Genomic DNA, 26214 nt, shown 5'->3' on the forward strand with positions numbered 1-26214 from the left:
TCCCGCCGGACCCGCCCCTTTCGAGCACGCTTGTGCTACCCCCGCGAAAAAACTTCGGGGAATCCGCGTAATGCTCCCGGCTTCCCCCGCTCTCCACTCGTACGGGCCCGCCCACAGGGCCCGTACGACAGATCCGTGCAGACCTGTGCAGAGAGGAAAGACAGCCATGCACACCGTGGTAGAGCGGGAGTTGGAGATGCGGCTCGTTCTGTCGCCCGAGCGGAGCGTCCCGGTCGCGGCCCGGCTCGGCTACCGCTCCGACGACCCGTACGCCGTCCACATCACCTTCCACATCGACTCCGACCAGCCCGTCAACTGGACGTTCGCCCGTGAACTCCTCGTGGAGGGGGTGTTCCGGCCGTGCGGACGCGGGGACGTGCGGGTATGGCCGTCGAAGGCGAACGGGCGCAGCGTCGTTCTGATAGCGCTGAGTTCACCCGACGGGGACGCCCTGCTTCACGCCCCGGCGGCGCAGGTGTCGGCCTGGCTGGAGCGCACGCTGCGGGTGGTGCCCCCGGGGAGTGAGGGCGCTCAGCTCGGCCTCGACGACGGTCTGGCCGAGCTGCTCGCCTGGTGAGGCGCGCGCTTCAGAACAGTTTGCCCGGGTTGAGGATGCCCAGCGGGTCGAAGACCTGTTTGACCGCGCGCTGCATCTCCACGCCCACGGGGCCGATCTCGCGCGCCAGCCATTCCTTCTTCAGGACGCCCACGCCGTGTTCGCCGGTGATCGTGCCGCCGAGTTCCAGGCCGAGGGCCATGATCTCGTCGAAGGACTCGCGGGCGCGCCGGGACTCGTCGGGGTTCTGTGCGTCGAAGCAGACCGTCGGGTGGGTGTTGCCGTCGCCCGCGTGGGCGACGACGCCGATGGTGAGCTGGTACTTCTCGGCGATGCGCTCGACGCCGTCGAGCATCTCGCCGAGCCTGGACCGGGGCACACACACGTCGTCGATCATCGTGGTGCCCTTGACGGCCTCGAGTGCGGTGAGCGACAACCGCCGTGCCTTGAGGAGCAGTTCGGACTCGGCCGCATCGTCGGCCGGGACGACCTCGGTGGCGCCGGCGGCCTCGCACAGCGCGCCGACGGCGGCGAGGTCTGCGGCCGGGTCGGGGGTGTCGAAGGCGGCGAGGAGGAGGGCCTCGGTGGTCTCCGGCAGGCCCATGTGCGCCATGTCGTTGACGGCCTTGACCGTCGTACGGTCCATCAGTTCGAGGAGGGACGGCACGTGCCCGCCGGCCATGATCCGGCACACGGCGTCGCAGGCGGCGGCTCCGGAGGCGAACTCGGCGGCCAGCACCAGCTGCTGGAGCGGCTGCGGCTTCAGCGCCAGGATCGCCCGTACGACGATGCCGAGGGAGCCCTCGGAGCCCACGAACAGGCGTGTGAGGTCGTAACCGGCGACGCCCTTCGCGGTGCGCCGGCCGGTGGACATCAGCCGTCCGTCGGCCAGGACGACATCGAGTCCGAGGACGTACTCGGCGGTCACCCCGTACTTCACGCAGCACAGGCCGCCCGAGGCGGTGCCGATGTTGCCGCCGATGGTGCACATCTCCCAGCTGGAGGGGTCGGGAGGGTAGTACAGGCCGTGCTCGCCCACCGCGCGGGACAGAGCGGCGTTGATGACGCCGGGTTCGACGACGGCGATGCGGTCGACCGGGTTGATCTCGATGATCCGGTCCATCTTCGTCAGGGACAGCACGATGCAGCCGTCGGAGGCGTTGGCCCCGCCGGACAGCCCGGTGCGGGCGCCCTGCGGGACGACCGGGACGCGCAGCTCGGTGGCGGTGCGCATGACGTGCTGGACCTGTTCGACGGTGCGCGGCAGCACGACCACGGCCGGGCTGCCGGCCGGGCAGAAGCTCGCCATGTCGTTGGCGTAGGAGGCGGTGACGTCGGGGTCGGTCAGGACGGCCTCGGCCGGCAGGCCCGCCAGCAGCCGGTCCGTGAGGTTGCCCTGCACTTCGTCGGAAGGGGCTTGGATACGGCTCATGATCACAGCGTGTCACCCGGGGCCATCGGTGTGAACCCCGTCGACGGCACCCTCGGCGTGCCGGGACCCGGTCGTCGTACTGGCGCACAGTGTGCGGCATGAAGACCGTCATGGAGACCGAGGAGACCCGGAAGAACCAGGAGCGCGACGAGGGTCGGAAGCGGGCGGGACGGCGTGACCCGCGGCGCCGTTCCCGGCTCCTCGCGGGTGTCGTGATCGGCTCGCTCGTGGGGTGCCTCTTCGTCGCCGGGGTGCTGGTGCTGCGGCCCGAGCGGCCCGAGCGGCCGGACCGCCCGCCGCGGCCCGCGCCGCGTCCGGCGGCACCGGCGATGACCGCGGTCACGAACGGGATGCCGGCCGCGCCGGCCGAGCTGGAGGCGCTGATCGGCGACCGCGAGGCCCGGCTGCGGGCGCGGCCCACGGACGCCCGGTCGTGGGCGGTGCTGGGCGCGGCGTACGTCCAGCAGGGGCGGCGGACCGCCGACGCCACGAACTACCCGAAGGCCGAGCAGGCGCTGCGGATGTCCCTGAAGGTGCGGCCGCGCGGCAACGTCGACGCGCTGAACGGCATGGCGGCCCTGGCCGGCGCCCGCCGTGACTTCCGCACCGCGCGGAAGTGGGCGGAAGCGGCACTGAAGGCGGACCCCAAGAGGTGGACGACCTATCCGCTGCTGATCGACGCGTACACCGGCCTCGGTGACTACAAGGCGAGCCGGCGGACCCTCGAACGGCTCCAGGAACTGCACTCCGGCCCGGCGGTCATGGCCCGGGCGGCCGGCGTGTACTGGGACCGCGGCTGGCGCGAGGACGCGGCGGCGACCCTGTCCGACGCGGCGGCGGCCGCCGGGTCTCCGGCCGAGCGGGCGGCGTGGCTGGAGCAGGCCGGGCAGCTCGCCTGGGAACGCGGGGACCTCAAGGCGGCGCTGCGGTACTTCGAGGAGGCGGTGCGGCTCGATCCCGACCAGCGGGCCGCGCAGGCCGGGCAGGGGCGGGTGCTGGCGGCGCTGGGGCGGACGGCCCAGGCGCTGAGCGCCTACCGGGTGGCGCTCGACAAGCAGCCGTCGCCGGGTTACGCCCTGGAGCTGGGCGAGCTGTACGAGTCGCTGGGGCTGCAGGAGGCGGCGGGGGTGCAGTTCGAGCGGCTGCGGTCGCAGGTGCTCAGCGCCGCCGAGGGCGGGGTCGACGAGGAGCTGGTGCTCGGGCGGTTCGAGGCGGACCACGGTGATCCCGAGGCGGCGGTGGAGCGGCTGCGGGCCGAGTGGCGGCGCCAGCCCGGGCTCGCGGTGGCCGACGCGCTGGGGTGGGCGCTGCACCGGGCGGGCGCGCACGAGGAGGCGCTGTGGTTCGCGGAGCGGGCGACGAACAGGGAGCACGGGGGTGAGGTGCGCAGTGCGCTGTACTCGTACCACCGGGGGATGATCGAGAAGGAGCTGGGGCTGGACGGGCCCGCGCGGCGGCATCTGCGGGAGGCGCTGCGGATCAACCCGTACTTCTCGCCGTTGCATGTGCCCGTGGCCGAGGCGGCGCTGGGGGAGTTGGGTGAGCCGACCGAGGACGGCATGTAGGAGCAGCGGCGGAGGCCGCCGCTGTCCTTGTCCCCAGCGCTCGGCTCAGAGGTTGCCGCGCCTTGCCTGCTCCCGCTCGATCGCCTCGAACAGCGCCTTGAAGTTGCCCTTGCCGAAGCCCATCGAGCCGTGGCGTTCGATGATCTCGAAGAAGACGGTCGGGCGGTCCTGGACCGGCTTGGTGAAGATCTGGAGCAGGTAGCCGTCCTCGTCACGGTCCGCGAGGATCTTCAGCTCGCGCAGGGTGTCGACGGGGACGCGGGTCTCGCCGACCCACGCCCCCAGGGTGTCGTAGTACGAGTCGGGCGTTTCCAGGAACTGCACGCCGGCCGCCCGCATCGTCCGTACCGTCTGGACGATGTCGCCCGTGTTGAGCGCGATGTGCTGGACGCCCGCGCCGCCGTAGAACTCCAGGTACTCGTCGATCTGGGACTTCTTCTTGGCGATGGCGGGCTCGTTGATCGGGAACTTGACCTTGAGCGTCCCGTCGGCCACCACCTTGGACATCAGCGCGCTGTACTCGGTCGCGATGTCGTCGCCCACGAACTCCTTCATGTTCGTGAAGCCCATGACCTTGTTGTAGAAGCCGACCCACTCGTTCATCCGGCCGAGTTCGACGTTGCCGACGCAGTGGTCGATGGCCTGGAAGGTGCGCTGGGCGGGCGGTTCGACGAGGGGCGCGGCGGCGACGAAGCCGGGGAGGTAGGGGCCGTCGTAGCCGGAGCGTTCGACCAGGGTGTGGCGGGTCCGGCCGTACGTGGCGATCGCGGCGAGGACCACCGTGCCGTGCTCGTCCTTCAGCTCGTACGGCTCGGCGACCGACCGGGCCCCGTGCTCGACGGCGTAGGCGTACGCGGCGCGTGCGTCGGGCACCTCGATGGCGAGGTCGATGACGCCGTCGCCGTGCTCGGCCACGTGCTCGGCGAGGAAGTGGCCCCAGGTGGTGGCGGGCTTGATCACCGACGTGAACACGAAACGGGCGGAGCCGTTCTCCAGGACGTACGCAGCGGTCTCGCGGCTGCCGTTCTCCGGTCCGGAGTAGGCGACCAGGCGCATGCCGAAGGCGGTGGAGTAGTAGTGCGCCGCCTGCTTGGCGTTGCCCACGGCGAACACGACCGCGTCCATTCCCTTGACCGGGAAGGGGTCGGCCTGCCGTGCGGTGTCGGGAGTGTGGTGTGTGGTCTGCGTCATAGCCGCAGCGTCTCTCCGGTCCCGCAAGGTGCGCAATAGTTTGCGTCCTTGCTGGGCAATGTGACCAGTGAGATGCCCGTATCGGCGGGCGTTGTGTACAGGATGACCAGCTGGGAGGCCCGCTGTGGCAATCGATCACCTGGACGGCCGCATCATCGTGCTGCTGGCCCGTGAGCCGCGGATCGGCGTGCTGGAGATGTCGCGGCGACTCGGCGTCGCGCGCGGCACGGTGCAGGCGCGGCTGGACCGGCTTCAGTCGAACGGCGTCATCCGCGGATTCGGCCCGCAGGTGGACCCGGCGGCCCTCGGCTACCCCGTCACCGCCTTCGCCACCCTGCAGATCCGGCAGGGCCAAGGGCCCGACGTACGGGCCCATTTGGCGACCGTACCGGAGGTACTGGAGCTGCACACCACCACCGGCAGCGGCGACATGCTGTGCCGGCTGGTGGCCCGCTCCAACGCCGACCTTCAACGTGTGATCGACCGGGTCGTCGGTTTTGATGGCATCGTCCGGGCCGCCACGGCGATCGTGATGGAGAACCCCGTTCCGCTGCGGATCATCCCGCTGGTGGAGCAGGCGGCGCTTCGGGAGTGAGCCACCGCGACCGGTGGGCGTGAGCAAGGCTGTGGGGTGATCGCGGGTGAACTTCTGGGAGTACCTCGGCAGCCGCCACCAGCAGCTGCTCACCGACGCCTACCAACACGCCAGCGCCGTCTTCCAGTGCATGGTCGTGGCGACTGTGCTGGGCGTGCTGATCGGCGTCGTCACCTACCGCTCGGAGCGGGCGGGCAACCTCGCCACCCTGACCACCTCTGCCATCCTGACCGTTCCGTCGCTGGCGATGATCGGTCTGCTGATCCCGGTCGTGGGGCTCGGCGTACCGCCGACGGTGATCGCACTGACGTTGTACGGGCTGCTGCCGATCGTGCGGAACGCGATCGTGGGGCTGCGCGGCGTGGACCCCACTCTGGTGGACGCGGCCACGGGCATCGGGATGTCCCGGCCGATGCGCCTGGTGCGGATCGAACTGCCGCTCGCCTGGCCGCCGATCCTGACCGGCATCCGGGTCTCGACGCAGATGCTGATGGGCATCGCGGCCATCGCGGCGTACGCCTCCGGCCCCGGCCTCGGCAATCTGATCTTCCGCGGCCTCGCGTCCCTGGGCAGCAAGAACGCGCTCAACCAGGTGCTCTCCGGCACGCTCGCGATCATCATCCTGGCCCTGCTGTTCGACGCCGTCTACGTCCTCATCGGACGGCTGACCATCCCCAGGGGGATCCGTGCCTGAGACGTCCACCAGGGGGGCCGCGATCGAGCTGGAGAACCTCAGCAAGCGCTACCCGGGCAACCCGGGCCCGGCTGTGGACAACGTCACCATGCACATCAACGCGGGCGAGACCGTCATCTTCGTCGGTCCGTCCGGATGCGGAAAATCAACCACGCTCAAGATGATCAACAGGTTGATCGAGCCGAGCAGCGGTCGTATCCGGATCAACGAGGAAGACGTGACCCGCATGGATCCGGTCAAGCTGCGCCGCCATGTGGGGTACGCGATCCAGGCGTCCGGCCTGTTCCCGCACATGACGGTGGCGCAGAACATCGCGCTCGTCCCGAAGATGATCGGCTGGTCCAAGACGCGGATCCGGGAGCGGGTCGAGGAGATGCTCGACCTGGTCGGGCTCGACCCGCGCGAGTTCCACGGCCGCTATCCCCGCCAGCTGTCCGGAGGCCAGCAACAGCGGGTGGGCGTGGCCCGGGCGCTGGCCGCCGATCCGCCGGTGCTGCTGATGGACGAGCCGTTCGGCGCGGTGGACCCGATCACCCGGGACCACCTCCAGGACGAGCTGATCCGGCTGCAGCGCGAGCTGCACAAGACGATCGTGTTCGTCACGCACGACTTCGACGAGGCGATCAAGCTCGGCGACCGGATCGCGGTGCTGCGGGAGCGCTCGCACATCGCGCAGTTCGACACCCCGGAGGCGATCCTCACCAACCCGGCGGACGACTTCGTCTCCGGCTTCGTCGGCGCCGGGGCGGCGCTGAAACGGCTGAACCTGACCCGCGTACGGGATGTGGAGATCACCGACTACCCGACGGTGACCGTCGACGACCCGCTCCAGTCCATCTTCAGCCTGCTCCGCTCCAGCGGCACCAACGAGATCCTCCTGCTGGACAAGCGGGGCCGCCCGTACAAGTGGCTCAGACGTGGCGACCTGATGCGGGCCAAGGGCTCGCTGGCGCGCGCGGGCACGCTCGTGTACGACACGGTGACCCGGGACGCCACGCTGCGGGACGCGCTGGAGGCGGTGCTCACGGACAGCGCCGGGCGGGTGGCGGTGACCGGGCGGCGCGGCGAGTACACCGGCGTCGTCGACATGGAGACGCTCATCAACTCCGTGCACGAGTTGCTGGAGGCCGACCGGCTGGAGGCCATGGCGCACCAGCACGACCTGGAGGAGGCGAGGGCCGCCCAGACGCATGCCGAGCAGGAGGGCAACGCAGGGGAGGCGAAGGCGTGACCACCTCTTCGGACCAGAACCGGCCGGCGGGCGAGCACGACGTCGAGGGCCACCCCTACCTGGAGGAGGGCGAGCTCCCGGACGACCAGGAGCCGCCGCCCCCGCCGAGTCCGACGGCCCCCCGGATCAGCTGGCAGAAGCTGACCGTGCTGCCCGCGTTCCTGGTGGCGCTGCTGCTCGCGACCTGGCTGTGGTTCGCGCAGGCCGACCTGGACACGATCTCCGAGAACGCGCTGTCCGGCGGCCGGGTGTCCAAGGCGCTGTGGCAGCACATCGAACTGACCGTGATCTCCACCTTCTTCGTGCTGATCATCGCCATCCCGCTGGGCATCCTGCTCACCCGCAAGGCCTTCCGCAGGGCAACCCCGGCGGCCATGGCGATCGCCAACATGGGCCAGGCGACCCCGGCGATCGGCCTGCTCGCCCTGCTGGTGATCTGGCTGGGCATCGGCCGCAGGGCGGCCCTGATCGGCATCATCGTCTACGCCGTGCTGCCGGTGCTGTCGAACACCATCACCGGCCTGAAGGCCAACGACCCGACCCTGCTGGAGGCCGCGCGGGGCATCGGCATGTCCCCGACGGGGGTGCTGAGGCAGGTCGAACTCCCCCTGGCGGTCCCACTGATCCTGGCCGGCGTTCGTACGGCGCTGGTCCTGAACGTCGGTACGGCGACCCTGGCGGCCTTCGGCGGAGGCGGCGGACTGGGCGTGCTGATCACCACCGGCATCACCAGCCAGCGGATGCCGGTGCTGGTGCTGGGCTCGATCCTCACCGTCTCGCTGGCCCTGCTGGTGGACTGGATGGCCTCGCTGGCGGAACTGCTGCTGCGGCCGCGGGGGTTGGAGGTGGGGCGATGAGGCGCGGGTGTCTGCTGCTGGCCGGGCTGCTGGTCGCCGCCTCCGGCTGCGGCCTGACCAGCGGTTCGCCGATGGTGGACGACGTGCAGCCCGGCTCGATCGGACAGGGCGAGCCGCTGAAGGGCGCCGATCTGACCGTGACGTCGAAGGAGTTCACCGAGCAGCTCATCCTCGGCGCGATCATGGGCATCGCCTTCGAGGCGGCCGGTGCGAACGTCCTGGACCGCACCGGCATCCAGGGCTCCGTGGGCTCCCGCGAGGCGGTCAAGAGCGGTGACGCGGACGGCGTCTACGAGTACACCGGCACCGCCTGGATCACGTACATGGGCAACAGCGAGCCCATCACCGACCCCCGGCAGCAGTGGCAGGCGGTGCACGACGCGGACCTGAGGAACGGCCTGACCTGGCTGCCGCCGGCGTCCCTCAACAACACCTACGCCCTGGCGATGAACCAGGCCAACTTCAAGAAGTACGGCACGCGGACCCTCTCCGACGTGGCCGCCCTGTCCACGTCGAACCCCTCGGCCGTGACGCTGTGCGTGGAGGGCGAGTTCGCCAACCGGGCGGACGGGCTGCCGGGGATGCAGAAGGCGTACGGCATGAACATCCCGCCGGCCCGCATCACCCAGATGGACACCGGGATCATCTACACCCAGGCGGCGAAGGGGAGTTGCACCTTCGGGGAGGTGTTCACCACCGACGGGCGCATCAAGTCCATGAACCTGGTGGTGATGGAGGACGACCGGAAGTTCTTCCCCAACTACAACGCGGCACCCGTGATCAACACCAAGACACTGAAGGAGTGGCCGGCGATCACCGGCATCCTCGACCCGATCACGAAGAAGCTGAACAACTCCGTGGCACAGACGCTCAACGCGAAGGTGGACGTCGACGGGGAGGATCCGCATCAGGTGGCGCTGGACTGGCTGGTGGAGGAGGGGTTCGTCAAGGAGGGGTGAGCCGTGCTCGGCCTAGCAGCTCGGTACCGAGCCGGTTCCCTTCTCCAAATTCACCAGGGAGTCCACCGCCCCCTTCAGCGTGGTCACCGGAATCAGCCGCAGCCCCTTCGGCAGTTCCGACTTGGCGTCGGAGCATTCGGCCCGCGGCACCAGGAACACCGTCGCCCCGTCCCGCCGAGCGGCCTGCGTCTTCAGGGCCACACCGCCCACCGCGCCGACCGTGCCGTCGGCGTCGATCGTCCCCGTACCGGCGATGGTGCGGCCGCCCGTGAGGTCGCCGCCGCTGCCGTCGCCGTCGAGCTTGTCGACGATGCCCAGGGAGAACAGCAGGCCGGCGCTGGGGCCGCCGACGTCGGCGAGTTCGAGGTCGACCTTGATGTTCTCGTCGCCCCGGTCCAGGTAGGTCAGCGCGGCCCGGGTCGCCTCGTCCTGGGACTGGCGCATCTGGGCCTCGTTGTGCCGCTCGATCTCCTTGACGCTGTCACCGCTCGGATAGACCGCGTCGCGCGGCATGACGGCCTGGTCGGTACGCCACCAGGCGTCGATCACATCGCCGAGCGAGATGTGCGCGTCCGGGTTGGTCGCCTCGATCGTCGTCATCCGCAGCTGCCCGCTCGTGTCCCGGGTCGGGGCACCGGAGATCGTGATCACCGGCGTGCCCTGGTCATCGCCGAGGACGTTCGCCGTCATCCCGGGCTGCGCCACCGAGAACGGCAGCGGCGCGAACACCGCCGTGGCGATCAGGCCCACGACGGGCAGAGCGCAGACGGCGAGAGCCTGGGAGCGTGTGAGACGAGAGAGCACGAGGTCAATCTAACGCGACGGCGTGTTCGAGCCGCCCCCGGTTCGGATCACGCCGGTCAGCGCAGCGCCTCCGCCACCTCGCGTGCCGCGTCCACGACCCGCGGGCCGACCCGCTCCGGCACCGCGTCCGCCAGCATCACGACCCCGACGCTGCCCTCGACCCCGGTGACCCCGACCAACGGCGCGGCGGCCCCACAGGCCCCTGCCTCCAACTCCCCCTGCGTCAGGGTGTACCCGGGTTCACCGGCCGGCCGCTGCCGGGCAGAGAGGATCGCCTTGCCGGCGGCGCCACGTTCCAGCGAATGCCGGAAGCCCGCCCGGTAGGCCACGTGATAGTCCGTCCAGGTCGGTTCGACGACGGCGACGGCGAGCGCCTCGGCCCCGTCCACCAGCGTCAGATGCGCGGTCGCGCCGATGTCCTCGGCCAGCGACCGCAGCGCCGGCAGCGCAGCCTCCCGTACCAGCGGATGCACCTGGCGTCCGAGCCCCAGCACACCCAGCCCGACCCGGGCACGTCCGCCCAGGTCACGACGTACGAGCGCATGCTGCTCCAGCGTGGCCAGCAGCCGGTACACCACGGTCCGGTTCACGCCCAGTTTGGTGGACAGTTCGGTGACGGTCAGCCCGTGGTCGGTGTCGGCCAGCAGTTTGAGGACGCGCAGTCCCCGGTCGAGCGTCTGAGAGGTCTCCGCGGTCACGACGCCCACTCCTTTGGTGGTGAGGTCGACAGCCCCCTCGCGGCGGATGCGTCGCCGAGTCCCGTCAGCGACGCGCTTCAGAGGCTGCCGATCGGCTGACGGCCCGGCCGGTGGTCCGGACCCAGTCGCTTCACGGCTGCGCTCCGCGGCGGCGCTGCCACGGGGCGTGTGCGTAGCGGGACAGTAGCGAAGGGGGTTCGCTGAGCGGAAGGCTCCGTCCAGAATCCGGGCAGTGGCCGGTACGGACTGTTTTGATTTGCGGCGATATGTACGCCCCCAAGGGGCGCGGGGCTGTAGTCGATATGCGGCTACCGCCGCGTGGGCGCGACCAGCCCTCACCGGGCCGCAGCCGAAGCGCGCCAGGTGCCCCCCGAAAAGACCAGCTCAGGCACAGCGCCCAGCGTCACCGCATCCGGGTGGCCCACTCCTGCACCTTGGCGATCCGCTGCCGCAGTTGCCCGGCCGTGGCCTCCGCGCTCGGCGGGCCGCCGCAGACCCGGCGCAGTTCGGTGTGGATGACGCCGTGCGGCTTGCCGCTCTGGTGGACGTACGCCCCGACCATGGTGTTGAGCTGTCGGCGCAGCTCCATCAGCTCCTTGTGCGAGACCACCGGCCGCCGCTCGGCGGGCAGTTCGAGCAGGTCGGCCTCGGCGTCCGGCTTCTTGCGGCTGTGTGCGATCTGCCGGGCCTGCCGCTTCTGCAGCAGCAGCTGCACCTGCTCGGGCTCCAGCAGTCCGGGGATGCCCAGGTAGTCCTGCTCCTCTTCGCTCCCCGGGTGGGCCTGCATACCGAACTCGGCGCCGTTGTACATGACCCGGTCGAAGACGGCGTCCGACTCGAGGGCCTCGAAGGGGAGCATGTCCTGCTCGCCGGTGTCCTCGTCCTGCTGCTTCTCGGCCTCCTGGAGGAGCTTCTCCTCCTCGGCGTACGGGTCCTCCTCGCCGTCCTTCTTCGGCTTGTCGAGGACGTGGTCGCGCTCGCGCTCCATCTCGTTGGCAAAGGAGAGCAGGTCGGGCACGGTCGGCAGGAACACGGACGCGGTCTCGCCGCGCCTGCGGGACCGTACGAAACGCCCGACGGCCTGCGCGAAGAAGAGCGGCGTCGAGATGGTGGTGGCGTACACCCCGACCGCGAGCCTCGGCACGTCGACGCCCTCGGACACCATCCGCACCGCGACCATCCAGCGGTCGGTGTTGTTGCTGAACTCGTCGATCCGGTCGGAGGCGCCGGCGTCGTCGGACAGGACGAGGGTCGCCTTGTTGCCGGTGATGTCCCGGATGAGCTTGGCGTAGGCGCGCGCCGAGTCCTGGTCGGAGGCGATGACGAGGGCGCCCGCGTCCGGGATGGCCTTCCTGACCTCGGTCAGCCGCTGGTCGGCGGCGCGCAGCACGGCAGGCATCCACTCGCCGCGCGGGTCGAGCGCGGTACGCCAGGCCTGGCTGATCGCGTCCTTGGTCATGGGCTCGCCGAGCCGGGCCTCGATCTCGTCCCCGGCCTTGGTGCGCCAGCGCATGTTGCCGCTGTAGGAGAGGAAGATGACGGGCCGCACGACGTGGTCGGCGAGCGCGTTGCCGTACCCGTAGGTGTAGTCGGCGGCCGACCGCCGGATCCCGTCGTTCCCCTCCTCGTACGTCACGAAGGGGATGGGGTTGGTGTCGGACCGGAAGGGCGTACCGGTGAGCGCGAGCCGGCGGGTCGCGGGCTCGAAGGCCTCGAGACAGGCCTCACCCCAGGACTTGCTGTCACCGGCGTGGTGGATCTCGTCGAGGATGACGAGGGTCTTGCGCTGCTCGACGCGGTTGCGGTGCAGCATGGGGCGGACGCCGACGCCCGCGTAGGTGACCGCAACACCGTGGTACTCCCTGCTGAGCGGGCCCGCGCTGTACTCCGGGTCGAGCTTGATCCCTATCCGCGCCGCGGCCTCCGCCCACTGCTTCTTCAGATGCTCGGTGGGCGCGACCACGGTGACCTGCTGCACGACGTGGTGGTGCAGCAGCCAGGACGCCAGCGTCAGCGCGAAGGTCGTCTTGCCGGCGCCGGGGGTGGCGACCGCGAGGAAGTCACGCGGCTGCTCCTGGATGTACTTCTCCATCGCACCCTGCTGCCAGGCACGCAGCTTGCTGGCGGTACCCCAGGGGGCGCGGCCGGGGAACGCGGGCGAGAGGTGATGGGAGGACGAGGAGGAAGCAGACACAGGGGCGGGCCCGGAGGGCCCTCCGTTGAGGGTGGTGGCGGCGACGGGCGGGAGGTAGTCACGGTCTCCGGGGGGGGGTCGGGCGGCTCGGCTGGGTAGGACAACCGGGCCACCCTACCGGCGGGCGACTCCCGCCAAGCGGCGAACCACCCTGGGTCGTCCGTGGGTGGGATCGACGTCACACCAGCTACTCGGCGAGCTCCCGCAACGCCTCGGAGATGCCCTTGACTTCGTCCAGGCTGCCTGTGGCCACCGCGATCACCAGGCGCTCGGCGGCATCGATGTCCGGCCGCAGCTGCACCTCGTTCAGTGCAAGAAAGACCACGCATGACGTCCACGCCGTGCGCTTGTTCCCGTCGACGAAGGGGTGATTGATCGCCAGCGATTGCAGGAGCGCCGCCGCCTTGTCGAACAGGTCGGTGTAGGCCTCCTGCCCGAACATCGAAGCCGAAGGGCGATGCACGGCCGACTCCAGCAGGCCCGCATCACGCACGACGACGTCCTGGTCATCGACTGCGAGCTCTGCGATGGCCAGGACATCCTCGGCCGACAGGTAGATACAGGTCACTTGAGCCGCTCCAGCAGCTCAGCCCACTTGACGGTCTGTTCCTTGGCGGCCTTGCGGACAAGTACTTCGTGCGCCGTCCGGGCCAGGTAGTCGTCCACAGCCCTCAGCAGTATGGCGTGCATACTGACGCCCTCCTCTTCGGCCCGCAGCTTCAGAGCTTCCGTCTGGTCGTCGCGAAGACGCAGGTTCATTGCCATACCAAAACGGTACCACACGCTGGTGTCATAGTGGTACCACTCAGGGCGTTGGCTTCCGCAACCGCGTACTCACCCAAGCCCCCACCAACGCCACCCCCGCCATCGGCAGGAACACGGCAGCGAAGGCGGCCGGATGCGAACCCGTGGCCTCGGTCGCCGCGTGCGTCACTGAGCCGCCCCCGAGGGCCGCGAAGGCCGCGCCGCCCGCCGAGAGGAGGACGACGTTGGAGAGGCCGTCGGAGATCTGGAGGGCGGCGGAGTTGGTGCCGGCCTCCTCGGGAGCGGAGAGGTGGAGGAGCAGAACGCTGGTGGAGGAGATCACCAGGCCCATCCCGAAGCAGCCGAAGCCCCAGGCCACGGCCACGATCCACACCGGCACGGAGTCGATGAGCACGCTCGGCGCGGTGGCGATCGCCGCGGCGACCAGCACCATCCCCAGCGTCACCAGGCGTTCGCGGTACGGCTCGAGGCGCGGACGCGACTGCATCCATGAGCCGAGTGCCCAGGTCGCCCCGCCCGCCGCCAGCGAGAAGCCGGCCAGCGTCGGCGACAGCCCCCGCTGAGTCACCAGCATCAGCGGCACGAAGGACTCCGCGGCGATGAAGGACCCGGCGGCGACACCGCGCAGCAGCACCACGGAGGGCAATCCGCGGGCTGCCCGGTAAGTGCCGCGCGGGAGCAGGCCCAGCACCGCCGGTACGAGCAGCGCAGCACCGGCGACGCCGGGCAGCAGCGAGAGCCAGCGCAGATCCTGGGCGGCGTACTGGAGCAGGCCCGCGCCGAGGGAGATGCCGAGGGCGAGCCGGATCCGGCGGCGGTCGAAGGAACTCTCCCCGGTCTCCTTCGTCACCGGCCCGGCCGCGCGCCTGCGTATCTGGGGCAGCGCAAGGGCCAGCGGGAGCAGGACGAGCAGCGGGATCCCGACGAACACCCAACGCCAGCCCAGGTGTTCGGTCACCGCGCCCGACGCGAGGGGGCCGACCACGGACGGAACGGCCCAGCTCGCCGCGAACGCCGCCATGATCGCCGGCCGCAGCCGCTCCGGATAGGCGCGGCCCACGACGACGTACAGCGCGACGATGACCAGCCCGCCGCCGAGCCCCTGCACCGCCCGCCCGAGAATGAACGGCCACATCGCAGCCGCGGTCCCGGACAGCAGCAGCCCCGTGGCGAACGCCGCGATACCCGTGGTCAGCGCGCCGAGCGGGCCGCGCCGGTCCGACCACTGACCGGCGAGCACCATCCCGAACAGACTGGTCGTGAAGTACCCCGAGAACGCGAACGCGTACAGCGACACACCGTCCAGCTCCCGCGCCGCGACCGGCATCGCCGTGCCGACCGCCGTCGCCTCGAAGGCGATCAGCAGCACGACGGAGACGATCCCGACGCTGAGCGCCCGGTAGGACCGGCTCAGCACACTGTCACTGTCGGGTTCCGACGGGACGGTGCGGGTGTCTGCGACGTCGGTGTCGCGGGGGTCCAGGGCAGCCATGTACGCCAGCGTAAGGGGCACAACCTGATGTGACCCCTGTCGGGAGACGGTGGTGGACTCAGCCCATGGTCGTAGGCCCGCAGGCCCTTCCTGGGCTTTTGTGAACGCCGTATGGCAGTCCCATTGCAGCGCCCCGGCTTTCCTTGAGGCCCGCGTCGGCCGGCCCTACCTTCGAATCACACGGCCGTGTGCCCGAGTGGTTGAGGGGCTCGCCTGCAAAGCGAGTTACGTCGGTTCGATTCCGATCACGGCCTCCACGCCAGCCATGTCACAGCACCCCGCCCGCCTCGTCCTGGAACAGCTCCGTCCAGTAGTGCCAGGGCGAGGAGGGTGTCGTGCCCGTCGGGTCGACGGTTCTCAGGACCTGGATCATCGTCGCCGCCAACTGGTCGTAGGCGTCGGTCGTGAGCGCGTGGTCCGACTCCTCGTCGAGCGCCTTCTCCCGGTGCAGCAGCCAGAGGGTGAAGGCCAGCGTGGAGACGTCCGTGTTGAGGGCGTACAGCCTCGCCTCGGGCTCGCTCCAGTTCAGCACCTCGCCCGTCGCGCCGTCGACGACCAGGCTGTTGTCCTCGATGAGGTATCCGAGGCGTATCAAGTGGTCGGCACGCGCGGGGAGTTGCTCGGTCGGATAGTCGCCGGGGCGCTCGTCCGCGTAGTACTCGGTCAGGGTCGGCAGCGGGACGTCCGTGTCCAGAGAGAAGAGGAAGCCGTCCTCGGGCAGGCCCGTCTCGCGCAGGAAGCGGCGGGTCGGTTCGTGGGTGAGAGTGGTGGGGAAGTCGACGTCCTCGAAACGGGCGACCCGGCCCGGGCCGAACTCCTGGTCCAGCAGGCGGGCCGGCAGGTCGAGGGTGAGGCCGGATTCCGTACCCGGGCCCGCCACCAGGGCGAGGGGGCGGATCAGTGCCGCAATCCGCCAGAAGGGCGGCACTTCACCGTCCGGGCCCGTCTCCTCCTCGAACACCGCCAGCAGTTGCCGGGACGCCTGCGCCACCGCCTTCGGCCCGAAGCGGCCCGCGTAGGCGGCGAACTGTCCGCGCAGCTGGGCCAGTTCCTCCGTGGTCGACGCGAAGCGCACCAGCGTCCGCAGCGACGGAGCGAGCGGGCGGGTGTCCATCAGGTCGGGGCAGTCGTGGAAGAAGTACGTCGTCGAGACCTCGCCCGTCACGCCGTCGAGCAGGACCGACTCGCCCTCCAGGCCCTCGGGAGCCAGGAGTCCGCCTAGGACCAGCTGTTCGCGCAGCTGAGCCGCCAGGCGGTCGGGGTCGCCCGTCGAGTCCGCCACCGTACGCAGGCCGTCGCTGCGCAGCGCCTCGAACGTCAACAGCCCGCTGTCGCCCGGCAGTCCGGGACCCGTCAGCCAGCGGCGCGTCGGCGCATGCGTGACGTACGGATCCAGCTCGGCCTCCGTCAAGGTGATCACCGCCGCAGCGGCATCGATCGTGCTCATGGTTCCCCCGCGCATGGTTGTCCCCAGGGCGACGCCGGTCGTCCGTGCCTCCCGGCACCGGCCGTCCCACTGCCCAGAACACTACGCGGCACCACTGACAATCGCTCCGACCTGCGCAAACAGCGAGCGAACAGCGTCCGTCGGAGAATCAGCAGCTGCGGGTCACTGCCCCGTCACCACCGCCGCCTGCGGGCGGATCGGCAGTCGGTTCACCGGGCGGCCCGTCGCGGCGCGCACGGCCGACGCGATCGCCGCCGGGGACGCCACGACCGGTACCGCACTGGCCGCCTTCGCGCCGAAGGGGGCGACCACGTCGCGTTCCTCGACCAGCTTGACGATCTGGATGTCGGGCGCGTCCAGGGCGGTCGGCAGGGCGTACCCGGTGAGGTCGGGATGCCGTATCACTCCGCGCGGGGTGCGCAGGTTCTCCGTGAGGGCGATGCCCACGCCCTGGGTGACGCCCGCCTCGATACGGGCCGCGAGCTGCGCCGGGTTCAGCACCTGGCCGACGTCCTGGGCGACCGCCAGCTCCACCACCCGTACGGAACCGAGCTCGATGTCGACGTCGACCACGGCGCGGATCGCGCAGAAGGCGAGCCCGACGAAGGCGTCGCCCTGACCGGTCGCGTCGAGCGGTTCGGTCGGGTGCGGGCGGCACTGCGCGGTCGCCCACAGTTCCTTGCCGTCCATCGCCTCGGTGACGGTGGTCGACAGGACTCCGTCGTACGACGTGATCTTGCCGTCGGTGATCTGGAGCAGTTCGGTGGACATGCCGAACTTGTGCGCCAGGGGTTGCAGAAGCTGCGTGCGGACCATCTTGGCCGCGCGCTCCACCGCACCGCCCGACACCCATGTGTGGCGGCCACGGCAGCCCGCGCCGGCCGGAGGCTGGTCGGTGTCCACGGGGGCCACGTGCACCTCGTCGATGCCCAGCGTCTCCTGGACGATCTGACGCGCGAGCGTACTGAAGCCCTGGCCGGTCTCGACGGCCGCACAGAGCACCGTCGCCACGCCGTCCTGGACCTTCACCGTCGCCGTGGAGACCTCGTCGGCGCCCTCCGCGCCGAGCATGTGCACCATGCCGAGGCCGTATCCGACGCCGCGGCGCACCGCGCCGGGTTCGCCCGCGCCCTCCGGGCCGCCGGGCAGCAGCCACTCGTCCTCGGGCGTGTCCTTGGGAAGCGCCGGGAGGGGGAAGTCCCGTACGGCCTGGAGGAGTTCCGCGACGGGAGCCGGGCACGTCACCGTCTGGCCCGTCGGGAGTACGTCGCCCGTCGCCATGACGTTGCGCAGGCGCAGCTCCGCCGGGTCGACGCCCAGCTTCTTCGCCAGCTTGTCCATCTGCGCCTCGTAGGCGGCGGCCACCTGCATCGCGCCCTCGCCGCGCACATGGCCGGAGGGCGGGTTGTTGGTGCGCACGGCCCAGCCCTCGATGAAGGCGTTCGGAACGACGTACGGGCCGCAGGCGAAGGAGACGGCGGCCGCAAGGGCGTCCGAGGAGGTGTCGGCGTAGGCGCCCGCGTCCAGCAGGATCTGCGCCTCGACCTTCACCAGCTTGCCCTCGGCGTCCGCGTGATGGCGGTACCTGAGCAGGGTCGGATGCCGGTGCGCGTGGCCCAGGAAGGACTCCTCGCGCGTGGCGGTCAGTTTCACCGGGCAGCCGGTCTTGAGCGCCAGCAGGCCGAGCGGGAGTTGGAAGCCCTGGTCCTCGCGGTCGGCGGTGGCGCCGGGCACGCCGGTGACGACGACCTTCACACGCTCCGGTTCCAGGCCGTAGCAGGCGGCGGCGGTGTCGCGGTCGGTGTGCGGGTCCGTGGACGCCAGGTACAGCTCCACTCCGCCGTCGGGGCGCGGCACGGCGAGGCCCGCCTCGGCGCCGATGGGCGCCGGGTCCTGGCGGCCGATGCGGTACAGGCCCTCGACGACGACCTCGCCGGCCGCCTCCGGGTCGCCGTGGCGCAGCGGGATGTGCCGGATCAGGTTGCCGTCGGGGTGCAGCGGCTCGGCCTCGAAGGCCTGCTCGGGGTCGGTCACCGGGTCGAGTACCTCGTACTCGACGATGACGGCCGCAGCGGCCATCCGCGCGGTGTCGGGGTGGTCGGCGGCGACGGCGGCGATGGGTTCACCGTGGTGGCGTACGACCTCGGAGGCGAACACGGGGCGGTCGGACCTGCCGCGGCCGTGCAGCGGCGCGCCGGGCACGTCCTCGTGCGTGACGACGGCCCGTACGCCGGGCATCTCACGCGCGTGGGAGGTGTCGATGGACACAATGCGCGCGTGCGGGTGCGGTGAGCGCAACACGGCCGCCCACAGCAGTCCTTCGGCCCACAGGTCGGCCGCGTACGGGAAGGTGCCCTCGGTCTTCGCGCGGGCGTCCGCGGCGGGCAGGGAGGCGCCGAGGCCGTGCGGGATCGACTCGGCAGCGGGGACGGCCTCCGCGGTGGTGGTCGCGGTGGCGGCTTCGTTGCTCACGCCTGGCCTCCGTCCTGTCCCTGTCCGTACGGCTGGTCGTGCGGGCCGGGTGTCCCGGAGGACTCGAACGCCGACGGGTTGACACCGCCGGCCCCGGGCCCCGCCTGGTGGGGGATACGTGCCTCGTCCGCGTCGTGTTCGGACGCGTCGGCCGCGGAGTGCGCCTCGCGTTCGGCGACGACGTCCTTGACGGCGTCCAGGACGGCCCGGTAGCCGGAGCAGCGGCACAGGTTGCCGCACAGCGCCTGGCGGGTCTCCAGCTCGGTCGGCGCCGGGTTGCCCTCCAGAAGGTCGTGCACGGTCATCGCCATGCCCGGCACGCAGAAACCGCACTGCACCGCACCGCACCTGGCGAGCGCCCGCTGCACGTCCGAGGGCTGCCCGTCGGCGGCCAGGCCCTCCACGGTGCGCACCTCGCTGCCGGCCGCGGTGACCGCGGGCACCAGGCAGGAGGCGACGAGCCGCCCGTCGACCTGGACGTTGCAGGCCCCGCACTCGCCCTGCGAGCAGCCGTCCTTGGCGCCCGCGAGGCCGAGCCGCTCCCGCAGGACGTAGAGCAGCGACTCGCCGATCCACGCGTCGGTGACGGGGCGCTCCGTGCCGTTGACGCGCAGCACGTACGAGGCGAGCGGGTGCTCCTCGTGTGCGGACGGGGCGGCCGGTGCGCCGGCATCCTCCGGGGCGTCGTCCGTGGTCTCGCCGTCGGCGTCCGTCACGGGCGGCTCGGCGCCCTCCGGCCCGGCGCCCGAATCGGAGGCCGGTGCGGGCGGCGCGGAGGGCTCAGCGGGGCTCTCAGCGGCCTCGGCGGGCCCTAGCCCCCGGGTGTCCTCGACCGTCTCGCCGGCCACAGGGGCGGGCGGCGGGGCCTCCGCGTACGGCTGGGCGGGACTGGCTGCCTGAGCGGCCGCCTCGGCGCCCGCGGCCGACGCGTACGCGGAAGCGGATTGCGCGGCCTGCCCCGGATCGGGCTGCGGCGCGGCGGCACCGGACTCTTCCGGCTCGTGACGCCGGTCCCCGGACGCCCCCGGCTCACCGTGTTCATGCCCGGACGGCCCCGGCCCCGCGCCCGGCGACGGTTCCCGGCTCCACGGCTGCCCCACCGACTCGGTCGCCCAGGGCGCGGATGCACCCCCGGGAAGCGTGGCCGGTGGTGTGCCGCCCCACTGCTCCACGAGGGACGAGGTGGTGAACTCGCCCGATTCGTCCGGAAGATCGCCATTCGCAACGGGAATCGACCACTGCCCGGTCACGTCGTGGCCGGGTGCCGCGGGTGCCTCCGCGGCGTTGGCGTCCTCGAAGGTCCACTGGCCCGTGGCCGGGGGGTTGTACGTGAACCGGTCCTGCCCGGAGGCGTCCTGCGGCACCGCGTTCGGGTCGGGCCACTGCACGCCTTCGGAGGGCATCGCCCAGGTGCCGGTGGCGGCGGGGTCGGTGCCGGCGGTGGTCGCGGGCGTGACCGTTATCGGCGGCGGTACGTAACCGTGGCCGGGCGCGGCGAGCGGGCTCTCGGCGGAGGCCAGCAGTGCGTCGATGCCGCCCTCGGGGAGTTTCACGAAGGCAGTGGCACCGTCGTCGTAGTCGCCCTGGGGCAGCGGGTCCCAGCGGCCGCCGCCCTGGGGCGTGCCCCCTTCGTGCTGGTCGTCGGTCACGACAGCGCCCTCCCCAGTGCTCGTCGGGCCAGCGCGGCGACGGTGCGCCGCAGGTGCAGTACGGCGGGCGGAAGCTGCTGTACGGAGCCGTCCTCGGCCGGGACCGGGTCGGGGATGCAGGCCGCGGCGACGTACTCGCCGAAGGCGTTCAGCGCCTCGGGGACGATCGCGCGGTTGTTGTCCCAGTCGATGAGCTGCGCGACCCACTGCTCGGCCTCCAGGGGCCTGAGCGGCATCGGCGCTATGGCGCCGACGGCGCACCTGACTCCGCGGCGGGCGGGGTCGAGGACGAGCGCGACGGACGCGACGGCCCGCCCGGGGCCGGTGCGGCCGGTCGCCTTCAGGAAGACCTGCGGCGCGTGCAGCAGCGGCACGCGCACGTAGCCGATGAGTTCACCGGCACGCAGCATCTCCATGCCGGCCAGCAGGTGCGACACCGGGAGCTCCCGGCGGGCCCCGCCCGTACCCGCGACGATCAGCGTCGCCTCCAGGGCGGCCAGCACCGGCAGCGCGTCGCCGGTGGGGGCGGCCGTGGCGATGTTGCCGCCCAGGGTGCCGGCGTTGCGGATGTGCGGCGGACCGGCGGCCCGCGCGGCGGCGGCGAGCGCCGGGATGAGCGCGGCGAAGTCGGGGCGGCCCATACGCGCGTGGGTGAGGCCCGCGCCGAGCAGGGCGTGCCCGTCCTGGTACTGCCAGCCGCGGATTTCGCTGATCTTGCCGAGGCCGACCAGCCCGGCGGGCCTGAGCTGCCCCGAGTTGACGGCGGTCATCAGATCGGTGCCGCCGGCCACGGGCACGGCGGCGGGCATGGCGGTGAGCGCCGCCACCGCCTCGTCCAGCGTGGCGGGCAGCGTGACGGCCTGCGCCGCCTGCGGTGCGTGCGTGGTCAAACCGGCTGCCCCTTCCCGCTGCCCCACCTGGTCCCGCCCGTGCTGCCGTACGGTACGTGCTGACAGGGCGGACGTGGCAACTCTGGCACATCTTCGCAGGACCCGAACGCGCGGGTCCGCTAGGAGGCGTTCGCCCACCTCACCGGGGAAATGGTCCGATTTGGACGTTCGTCACCCGTGCGCTGGAATTGCCACTCTTCGGTGACGCTTGGACGCTTTTTCCATCACTTGTTCGGGGGCGGGCCGTCGATCGGCCGGCCGAGCACGCCGGGACGCCGCTGCCAGGGCCGCGGTCCGGCGGGCGGCCGGTACGCCACTCCCAGGGCGTCGAGCCGCCGGTAGTGGACGGCCATCCGCCGCCCGAAGTCCTCGAAGTCCCGTTCCGCCGGGGCGGGCAGGGCGCTCCAGGCGACCTCGGCGAAGGCCGCGAGCCTCGGGAAGACCTGGTAGTCCACGCGCGCCTGGTCCTCCATCACCTCGGTCCACACGTTGGCCTGCGTGCCCAGGACATGGCGCATCTGCTCCCCGCTGAGCTGCGGCGGGACCGGCTCGAACCGGTAGACGTCCGCCAAGGTGCGCACATAGCCGATCGGTACGGGTTCGTCCGTGCCGGCGGACTGGCGGTGGTCCAGGTACACCTGCTGCTCAGGGCACATGACGACGTCGTGACCGGCCCGCGCGGCGGCGACTCCGCCCGCGTAGCCGCGCCAGGACGACACGGCCGCCCCGTCCGCGAGCCCACCCTCCAGGATCTCGTCCCAGCCGATGAGCCTGCGCCCGCGCGCGGAGAGCCACTTGTCGAAGTGGCCGACGAACCAGGACTGCAGCTCGTCCTCGTCGGCGAGCCCGAGTTCCCTGATCCGCGCCTGTGCGGCCGGCGACTGCTTCCACTGGTCCTTCGGGCATTCGTCGCCGCCCACGTGAATGAACTCCGACGGGAACAGCTCCAGGACTTCCTCGAACACCCCCTCGTAGAAACGCAGGGTGTTGTCAGTGGGGGCGAGTACGTTCGGATTGATCCCCCAGGTGTCCCAGACGGTGAGGGCGGTGGTGTCGATGACGTCGGTGTTGCCGAGTTCCGGATACGCGGCGATGGCGGCCTGCGAGTGTCCCGGTACGTCGATTTCCGGGACGACGGTGATATGCCGCTCGGCGGCGTAGACGACGATCTCCCGGATGTCGTCCTGGGTGTAGTAGCCGCCGTGCGGTTTCTCCTCCCACGACGGCGAAGCCCGGTGGCCGAATTTCGTGCGCGCCCGCCAGGAACCGACCTCGGTGAGCTTCGGGTACTTCCTGATCTCGATCCGCCAGCCCTGATCATCCGTCAGGTGAAAGTGGAAGACGTTGAGTTTGTGCGCCGCCATCAGGTCCAGGTAGCGCAGCACGCCCTCCTTGGGCATGAAGTGCCGGGCGACATCGAGCATGAGGCCGCGCCAGCGGAACCGGGGGGCGTCCTCGATGATCTGGTGCGGGATTCCGAGGGTGGTTCCGGGGCGTACAGGGGCGCGTCGGAAGGCGTCGGGGCCGAGGAGTTGGCGCAGTGTCTGCGCACCCCAGAAGACGCCGGCCGCGCTGCCGCCCCGGATCTCGACGCCCCGGTCGGCGCCGACGGAGAGCCGGTACGCCTCCGGCTCCAGTGCGTCGTCCAGGTACAGCCGTACGGAGCCGGGGCGGTCCTCCGGTCCGGGCGGAAACGGCAGGCCGAGGGCCGCACCCACGGTGGAGCGCAGCCAGCGCTCCGTGGTGCCCGTGCCCGGGGCGGCCCACAGGGCCGTTTTCCGGTCGAACAGCACCTCGCAGCGCATGGGCCCCTCGACGGCGCGCGGCGCCGGAATCAGATCCGTCAATGCAGTCACGTCGTCAGTCCTTTGCGTCGACTGCGAAGTGTCGCTGATGATGAGGGACTTGGCGACCAGGACTGTTGAAGAATTGCCGGCCGAGTTCCTGCTCCCCGAAGAAACGCCGGAAGGAGTCCAGGGAGGGCCCGGCACGAAGGCCCCCGGGGTGCACCAAAACACACCCCGGGGGGCCTCCCGGAAAACCAGACGGGCAGAGCTGCCCGGCTACGGACCTACGGCCTACCGGCCTGACGGCCTGACGGCCTACTTCTTGTCGCCGCCCTTGCCCTTGTCGTCCCCGCCGACGCCCATGGACTCGTAGATCTCCTTGCACATGGGACACACCGGGTACTTCTTCGGGTCGCGGCCGGGCACCCAGACCTTGCCGCACAGCGCCACGACGGGCGTACCGTCGAGGGCGCTCGCCATGATCTTGTCCTTCTGGACGTAGTGGGCGAAGCGCTCGTGGTCACCGTCGCCGTGGGAAGTCTGCGGCGTGGGCTCTACGAGGGTCCCCGTACCAGTCCCGCGCTCGGGCTCGAGAGTGCTCATACGGCCAAGGGTACTGAAGCTCACACGCATCAGTTGAGCGAAGGGTCGTCCGGATAGGTGGCCACCATCGCCAGCTCGTTGCGCTGTCGGCGCAGCACCTCCCGCCAGAGCCGTTCGGGGGCCGGGTAGTAGACGTCGCCCGGCTCGGACTCGACCACGTACCAGGCGCCCTCGACCAGCTCGTCCTCCAGCTGGCCGGGGCCCCAGCCCGCGTATCCGGCGAAGATCCTGAGCGAGCCGAGGGCCGAGGCGAGCAGCTCCGGCGGGGCCTCCAGGTCGACCAGGCCGATCGCGCCGTGCACCCGCCGAAAGCCGAGCGGGACGGCCTCCCCGGACGCGCCGCCCGGGATGACCGCCACACCGAGAGCGGAGTCCAGGGAGACCGGCCCGCCCTGGAAGACCACGCCGGGTTCGCCGGCCAGCTCCGCCCAGCCCTCCAGGATGTCGCCCACCCCCACCGGCGTCGGACGGTTGAGAACGACACCCAGCGAGCCCTCCTCGTCGTGGTCGAGAAGGAGCACCACCGCGCGGTCGAAGTTCGGGTCCGCCAGGGCGGGCGTTGCCACGAGCAGCCGCCCTGTGAGCGAGGACACCTCGGTCATGGCAGACATGATCCCGCATCTTCGCCTGAAGTGGGGAGGCAAACGGGAATGGTCGCCGACGCACGGTGGCGCCGACGACCTCGTGAACCCGATGGGAACGGTTCGTGTTTTGAACCCTCTCCCGCCTGGGCGGGAGATTCCTGGCTCAGGTCGCCTCACCGCTCAGCGAACGGCGAGGTCTTACACCCTCAACACCAGCCGGGTTGGAACCAGCCCGGTTGACATGAACGTCATTGGTGAGCACATGCTTGGTTCTCGCAGCTCCCGCCACGGACTTTACCCGATTGTGTGGGCGGCGATTACCCTGTCTCCCCGGCCCCTGCCCCACTCATCGGAACGCGAGATTCATGACCGTCAACGACGATGTCCTGCTTGTCCACGGCGGAACCCCGCTGGAGGGCGAGATCCGTGTCCGTGGTGCGAAGAACCTCGTACCGAAGGCCATGGTCGCCGCCCTGCTGGGCAGTGCGCCGAGCCGACTGCGCAACGTCCCGGACATCCGTGACGTCCGTGTGGTCCGCGGTCTGCTCCAGCTGCACGGCGTGTCGGTGCGTCCGGGCGACGAGCCGGGCGAGCTGGTCCTCGACCCGACCCGGGTGGAGAGCGCGAACGTCGCTGACATCGATGCCCACGCGGGTTCCTCGCGCATCCCGATCCTCTTCTGCGGCCCCCTGCTGCACCGCCTCGGCCACGCGTTCATCCCGGGCCTCGGCGGCTGCGACATCGGCGGCCGACCCATCGACTTCCACTTCGACGTGCTGCGGCAGTTCGGCGCGCGGATCGAGAAGCGGGCGGACGGGCAGTACCTGGAGGCCCCGCAGCGGCTGCGCGGTACGAAGATCCAGCTGCCGTACCCGTCCGTGGGCGCGACCGAGCAGGTGCTGCTGACGGCCGTCCTCGCGGAGGGCGTGACGGAACTCGCGAACGCGGCGGTCGAGCCGGAGATCGAGGACCTCATCTGCGTACTGCAGAAGATGGGTGCCATCATCGCGATGGACACCGACCGCACGATCCGCATCACTGGTGTGGACCAGCTCGGCGGCTACACCCACCGCGCCCTCCCGGACCGCCTGGAGGCCGCCTCCTGGGCGTCCGCGGCGCTCGCGACCGAGGGCAACATCTATGTCCGTGGCGCTCAGCAGCGGTCGATGATGACGTTCCTCAACACCTACCGGAAGGTGGGCGGCGCCTTCGAGATCGACGACGAGGGCATCCGCTTCTGGCACCCCGGCGGACAGTTGAAGTCCATCGCCCTCGAAACGGACGTCCACCCCGGCTTCCAGACCGACTGGCAGCAGCCGCTGGTCGTCGCCCTCACACAGGCGACGGGGCTGTCGATCATTCACGAGACGGTCTACGAGTCCCGTCTCGGCTTCACGTCCGCGCTCAACCAGATGGGCGCCCACATCCAGCTCTACCGCGAGTGCCTGGGCGGCTCGAACTGCCGCTTCGGCCAGCGCAACTTCCTGCACTCGGCGGTCGTGAGCGGCCCCACCCGCCTCCAGGGCGCCGACCTGGTCATCCCCGACCTCCGCGGCGGCTTCTCCTACCTCATCGCCGCACTGGCCGCCCAGGGCACGTCCCGGGTCCACGGCATCGACCTCATCAACCGGGGCTACGAGAACTTCATGGAGAAGCTGGTGGAGCTGGGCGCGAAGGTGGAGCTGCCGGGCAAGGCGCTCGGCTGACGGCGATCTCTTAACGCCGGCCCAGAGCACGCAGGCCTTCGGC

Annotated in this window: 23 protein-coding genes and 1 tRNA gene; 9 read left to right on the forward strand and 15 right to left on the reverse strand. The window is 71.0% G+C overall.

Annotation, left to right across the window (positions count from 1 at the left end; translation table 11 throughout):
* The first annotated feature begins 166 nt into the window (after positions 1-166).
* On the forward strand, positions 167-577 hold the full coding sequence (locus StrepF001_RS20760) for an SsgA family sporulation/cell division regulator (protein ID WP_129799742.1): 411 nt from the start codon (positions 167-169) through the stop codon (positions 575-577).
* Between the two features lie 10 nt (positions 578-587).
* Here StrepF001_RS20760 and StrepF001_RS20765 read toward each other — a convergent pair whose 3' ends face one another.
* Positions 588-1994, reverse strand: coding sequence for an FAD-linked oxidase C-terminal domain-containing protein (locus StrepF001_RS20765; protein WP_129799743.1), 1407 nt, complete (start codon positions 1992-1994; stop codon positions 588-590).
* Positions 1995-2086: 92 nt separating this feature from the next.
* Here StrepF001_RS20765 and StrepF001_RS20770 point away from each other — a divergent pair, with 92 nt between their 5' ends.
* Positions 2087-3553 carry a tetratricopeptide repeat protein gene (locus tag StrepF001_RS20770; protein WP_240797597.1) on the forward strand — a complete coding sequence of 489 codons (1467 nt, stop codon included), beginning with the start codon at positions 2087-2089 and terminating at the stop codon, positions 3551-3553.
* A gap of 45 nt (positions 3554-3598) precedes the next feature.
* On the opposite strand, the gene hppD is transcribed toward StrepF001_RS20770, so the two are convergent.
* On the reverse strand, positions 3599-4744 hold the full coding sequence (hppD, locus tag StrepF001_RS20775; RefSeq protein WP_129799744.1) for a 4-hydroxyphenylpyruvate dioxygenase: 1146 nt from the start codon (positions 4742-4744) through the stop codon (positions 3599-3601).
* A gap of 124 nt (positions 4745-4868) precedes the next feature.
* Between hppD and StrepF001_RS20780 the strand changes: the two genes are divergently transcribed.
* The 5 genes from StrepF001_RS20780 to StrepF001_RS20800 are packed head-to-tail and all read left to right on the forward strand — an operon-like array spanning position 4869 to position 9080.
* Positions 4869-5339 (forward strand): Lrp/AsnC family transcriptional regulator, encoded by a 471-nt coding sequence (locus tag StrepF001_RS20780; protein WP_129799745.1) that lies wholly within the window; start codon positions 4869-4871, stop codon positions 5337-5339.
* Between the two features lie 46 nt (positions 5340-5385).
* The gene (locus StrepF001_RS20785) at positions 5386-6033 is read left to right on the forward strand and encodes an ABC transporter permease (RefSeq protein ID WP_129799746.1); all 648 of its coding nucleotides are present in this window, start codon (positions 5386-5388) and stop codon (positions 6031-6033) included.
* On the forward strand, positions 6026-7264 hold the full coding sequence (locus StrepF001_RS20790; protein ID WP_129799747.1) for an ABC transporter ATP-binding protein: 1239 nt from the start codon (positions 6026-6028) through the stop codon (positions 7262-7264). The genes StrepF001_RS20785 and StrepF001_RS20790 overlap by 8 nt, the downstream gene beginning before the upstream one ends.
* Positions 7265-7323: 59 nt before the next feature.
* The gene (locus tag StrepF001_RS20795) at positions 7324-8121 is read left to right on the forward strand and encodes an ABC transporter permease (protein ID WP_240797632.1); all 798 of its coding nucleotides are present in this window, start codon (positions 7324-7326) and stop codon (positions 8119-8121) included.
* Positions 8118-9080: a glycine betaine ABC transporter substrate-binding protein gene (locus tag StrepF001_RS20800; RefSeq protein WP_129799749.1), complete on the forward strand. Its 963-nt coding sequence runs from the start codon at positions 8118-8120 to the stop codon at positions 9078-9080. The genes StrepF001_RS20795 and StrepF001_RS20800 overlap by 4 nt, the downstream gene beginning before the upstream one ends.
* A gap of 12 nt (positions 9081-9092) precedes the next feature.
* Here the strand turns inward: StrepF001_RS20800 and StrepF001_RS20805 are convergent, their stop codons facing one another.
* From StrepF001_RS20805 to StrepF001_RS20830, 6 genes are all read right to left on the reverse strand, one after another.
* Complete coding sequence (locus StrepF001_RS20805) at positions 9093-9884, reverse strand: S16 family serine protease (protein WP_129799750.1); 792 nt, start codon at positions 9882-9884, stop codon at positions 9093-9095.
* Positions 9885-9940: 56 nt separating this feature from the next.
* Positions 9941-10582 carry a helix-turn-helix domain-containing protein gene (locus StrepF001_RS20810; protein WP_129799751.1) on the reverse strand — a complete coding sequence of 214 codons (642 nt, stop codon included), beginning with the start codon at positions 10580-10582 and terminating at the stop codon, positions 9941-9943.
* Positions 10583-10985: 403 nt separating this feature from the next.
* Positions 10986-12776 (reverse strand): DEAD/DEAH box helicase, encoded by a 1791-nt coding sequence (locus tag StrepF001_RS20815; protein ID WP_129799752.1) that lies wholly within the window; start codon positions 12774-12776, stop codon positions 10986-10988.
* A gap of 187 nt (positions 12777-12963) precedes the next feature.
* Entirely contained in the window at positions 12964-13344 is a 381-nt protein-coding gene (locus tag StrepF001_RS20820) for a type II toxin-antitoxin system death-on-curing family toxin (protein WP_129799753.1), read from the reverse strand.
* Positions 13341-13541 carry a ribbon-helix-helix protein, CopG family gene (locus StrepF001_RS20825; protein WP_129799754.1) on the reverse strand — a complete coding sequence of 67 codons (201 nt, stop codon included), beginning with the start codon at positions 13539-13541 and terminating at the stop codon, positions 13341-13343. Before StrepF001_RS20825 ends, StrepF001_RS20820 begins: the two co-directional genes overlap by 4 nt.
* 40 nt (positions 13542-13581) lie before the next feature.
* Positions 13582-15033, reverse strand: a complete 1452-nt coding sequence (locus StrepF001_RS20830) for an MFS transporter (protein WP_129799755.1) — start codon at positions 15031-15033, stop codon at positions 13582-13584.
* A 182-nt stretch (positions 15034-15215) separates the two neighbouring features.
* On the opposite strand from StrepF001_RS20830, the gene StrepF001_RS20835 reads away from it, so the two are divergent.
* A tRNA-Cys gene (locus StrepF001_RS20835) sits at positions 15216-15290 on the forward strand.
* Positions 15291-15301: 11 nt separating this feature from the next.
* Here StrepF001_RS20835 and StrepF001_RS20840 read toward each other — a convergent pair.
* The 7 genes from StrepF001_RS20840 to StrepF001_RS20870 form a co-directional block, all read right to left on the reverse strand.
* Positions 15302-16480 (reverse strand): SUKH-4 family immunity protein, encoded by a 1179-nt coding sequence (locus StrepF001_RS20840; protein WP_129799756.1) that lies wholly within the window; start codon positions 16478-16480, stop codon positions 15302-15304.
* A 162-nt stretch (positions 16481-16642) separates the two neighbouring features.
* A complete protein-coding gene (locus StrepF001_RS20845) occupies positions 16643-18952 on the reverse strand; it encodes a molybdopterin cofactor-binding domain-containing protein (protein ID WP_129799757.1) in 2310 nt (769 codons plus the stop codon).
* Entirely contained in the window at positions 18949-20601 is a 1653-nt protein-coding gene (locus StrepF001_RS20850) for a (2Fe-2S)-binding protein (RefSeq protein WP_129799758.1), read from the reverse strand. The genes StrepF001_RS20845 and StrepF001_RS20850 overlap by 4 nt, the downstream gene beginning before the upstream one ends.
* The gene (locus StrepF001_RS20855; protein ID WP_129799759.1) at positions 20598-21491 is read right to left on the reverse strand and encodes an FAD binding domain-containing protein; all 894 of its coding nucleotides are present in this window, start codon (positions 21489-21491) and stop codon (positions 20598-20600) included. Before StrepF001_RS20855 ends, StrepF001_RS20850 begins: the two co-directional genes overlap by 4 nt.
* 224 nt (positions 21492-21715) lie before the next feature.
* Positions 21716-23347, reverse strand: a complete 1632-nt coding sequence (locus tag StrepF001_RS20860; protein WP_129799760.1) for a beta-N-acetylhexosaminidase — start codon at positions 23345-23347, stop codon at positions 21716-21718.
* A 246-nt stretch (positions 23348-23593) separates the two neighbouring features.
* On the reverse strand, positions 23594-23881 hold the full coding sequence (locus StrepF001_RS20865; RefSeq protein ID WP_129799761.1) for a DUF3039 domain-containing protein: 288 nt from the start codon (positions 23879-23881) through the stop codon (positions 23594-23596).
* Between the two features lie 29 nt (positions 23882-23910).
* A complete protein-coding gene (locus StrepF001_RS20870; protein ID WP_129799762.1) occupies positions 23911-24483 on the reverse strand; it encodes a YqgE/AlgH family protein in 573 nt (190 codons plus the stop codon).
* Between the two features lie 347 nt (positions 24484-24830).
* Here StrepF001_RS20870 and murA point away from each other — a divergent pair, with 347 nt between their 5' ends.
* Entirely contained in the window at positions 24831-26171 is a 1341-nt protein-coding gene (gene murA, locus StrepF001_RS20875) for a UDP-N-acetylglucosamine 1-carboxyvinyltransferase (protein ID WP_129799763.1), read from the forward strand.
* The last annotated feature ends 43 nt before the right edge of the window (positions 26172-26214 follow it).

It is taken from the genome of Streptomyces sp. F001, assembly GCF_004187715.1.
Lineage (GTDB): Bacteria > Actinomycetota > Actinomycetes > Streptomycetales > Streptomycetaceae > Streptomyces > Streptomyces flavusporus.

Excerpts from the sequence above, each read along its gene's own strand:
- StrepF001_RS20825 (WP_129799754.1), bottom strand. The coding sequence starts at position 13,541 with ATGGCAATGAACCTGCGTCTTCGCGACGACCAGACGGAAGCTCTGAAG.
- murA (WP_129799763.1), top strand. The coding sequence starts at position 24,831 with ATGACCGTCAACGACGATGTCCTGCTTGTCCACGGCGGAACCCCGCTG.
- StrepF001_RS20830 (WP_129799755.1), bottom strand. The coding sequence starts at position 15,033 with ATGGCTGCCCTGGACCCCCGCGACACCGACGTCGCAGACACCCGCACC.
- StrepF001_RS20870 (WP_129799762.1), bottom strand. The coding sequence starts at position 24,483 with ATGACCGAGGTGTCCTCGCTCACAGGGCGGCTGCTCGTGGCAACGCCC.
- StrepF001_RS20840 (WP_129799756.1), bottom strand. The coding sequence starts at position 16,480 with ATGAGCACGATCGATGCCGCTGCGGCGGTGATCACCTTGACGGAGGCC.
- hppD (WP_129799744.1), bottom strand. The coding sequence starts at position 4,744 with ATGACGCAGACCACACACCACACTCCCGACACCGCACGGCAGGCCGAC.
- StrepF001_RS20800 (WP_129799749.1), top strand. The coding sequence starts at position 8,118 with ATGAGGCGCGGGTGTCTGCTGCTGGCCGGGCTGCTGGTCGCCGCCTCC.
- StrepF001_RS20760 (WP_129799742.1), top strand. The coding sequence starts at position 167 with ATGCACACCGTGGTAGAGCGGGAGTTGGAGATGCGGCTCGTTCTGTCG.
- StrepF001_RS20770 (WP_240797597.1), top strand. The coding sequence starts at position 2,087 with ATGAAGACCGTCATGGAGACCGAGGAGACCCGGAAGAACCAGGAGCGC.
- StrepF001_RS20865 (WP_129799761.1), bottom strand. The coding sequence starts at position 23,881 with ATGAGCACTCTCGAGCCCGAGCGCGGGACTGGTACGGGGACCCTCGTA.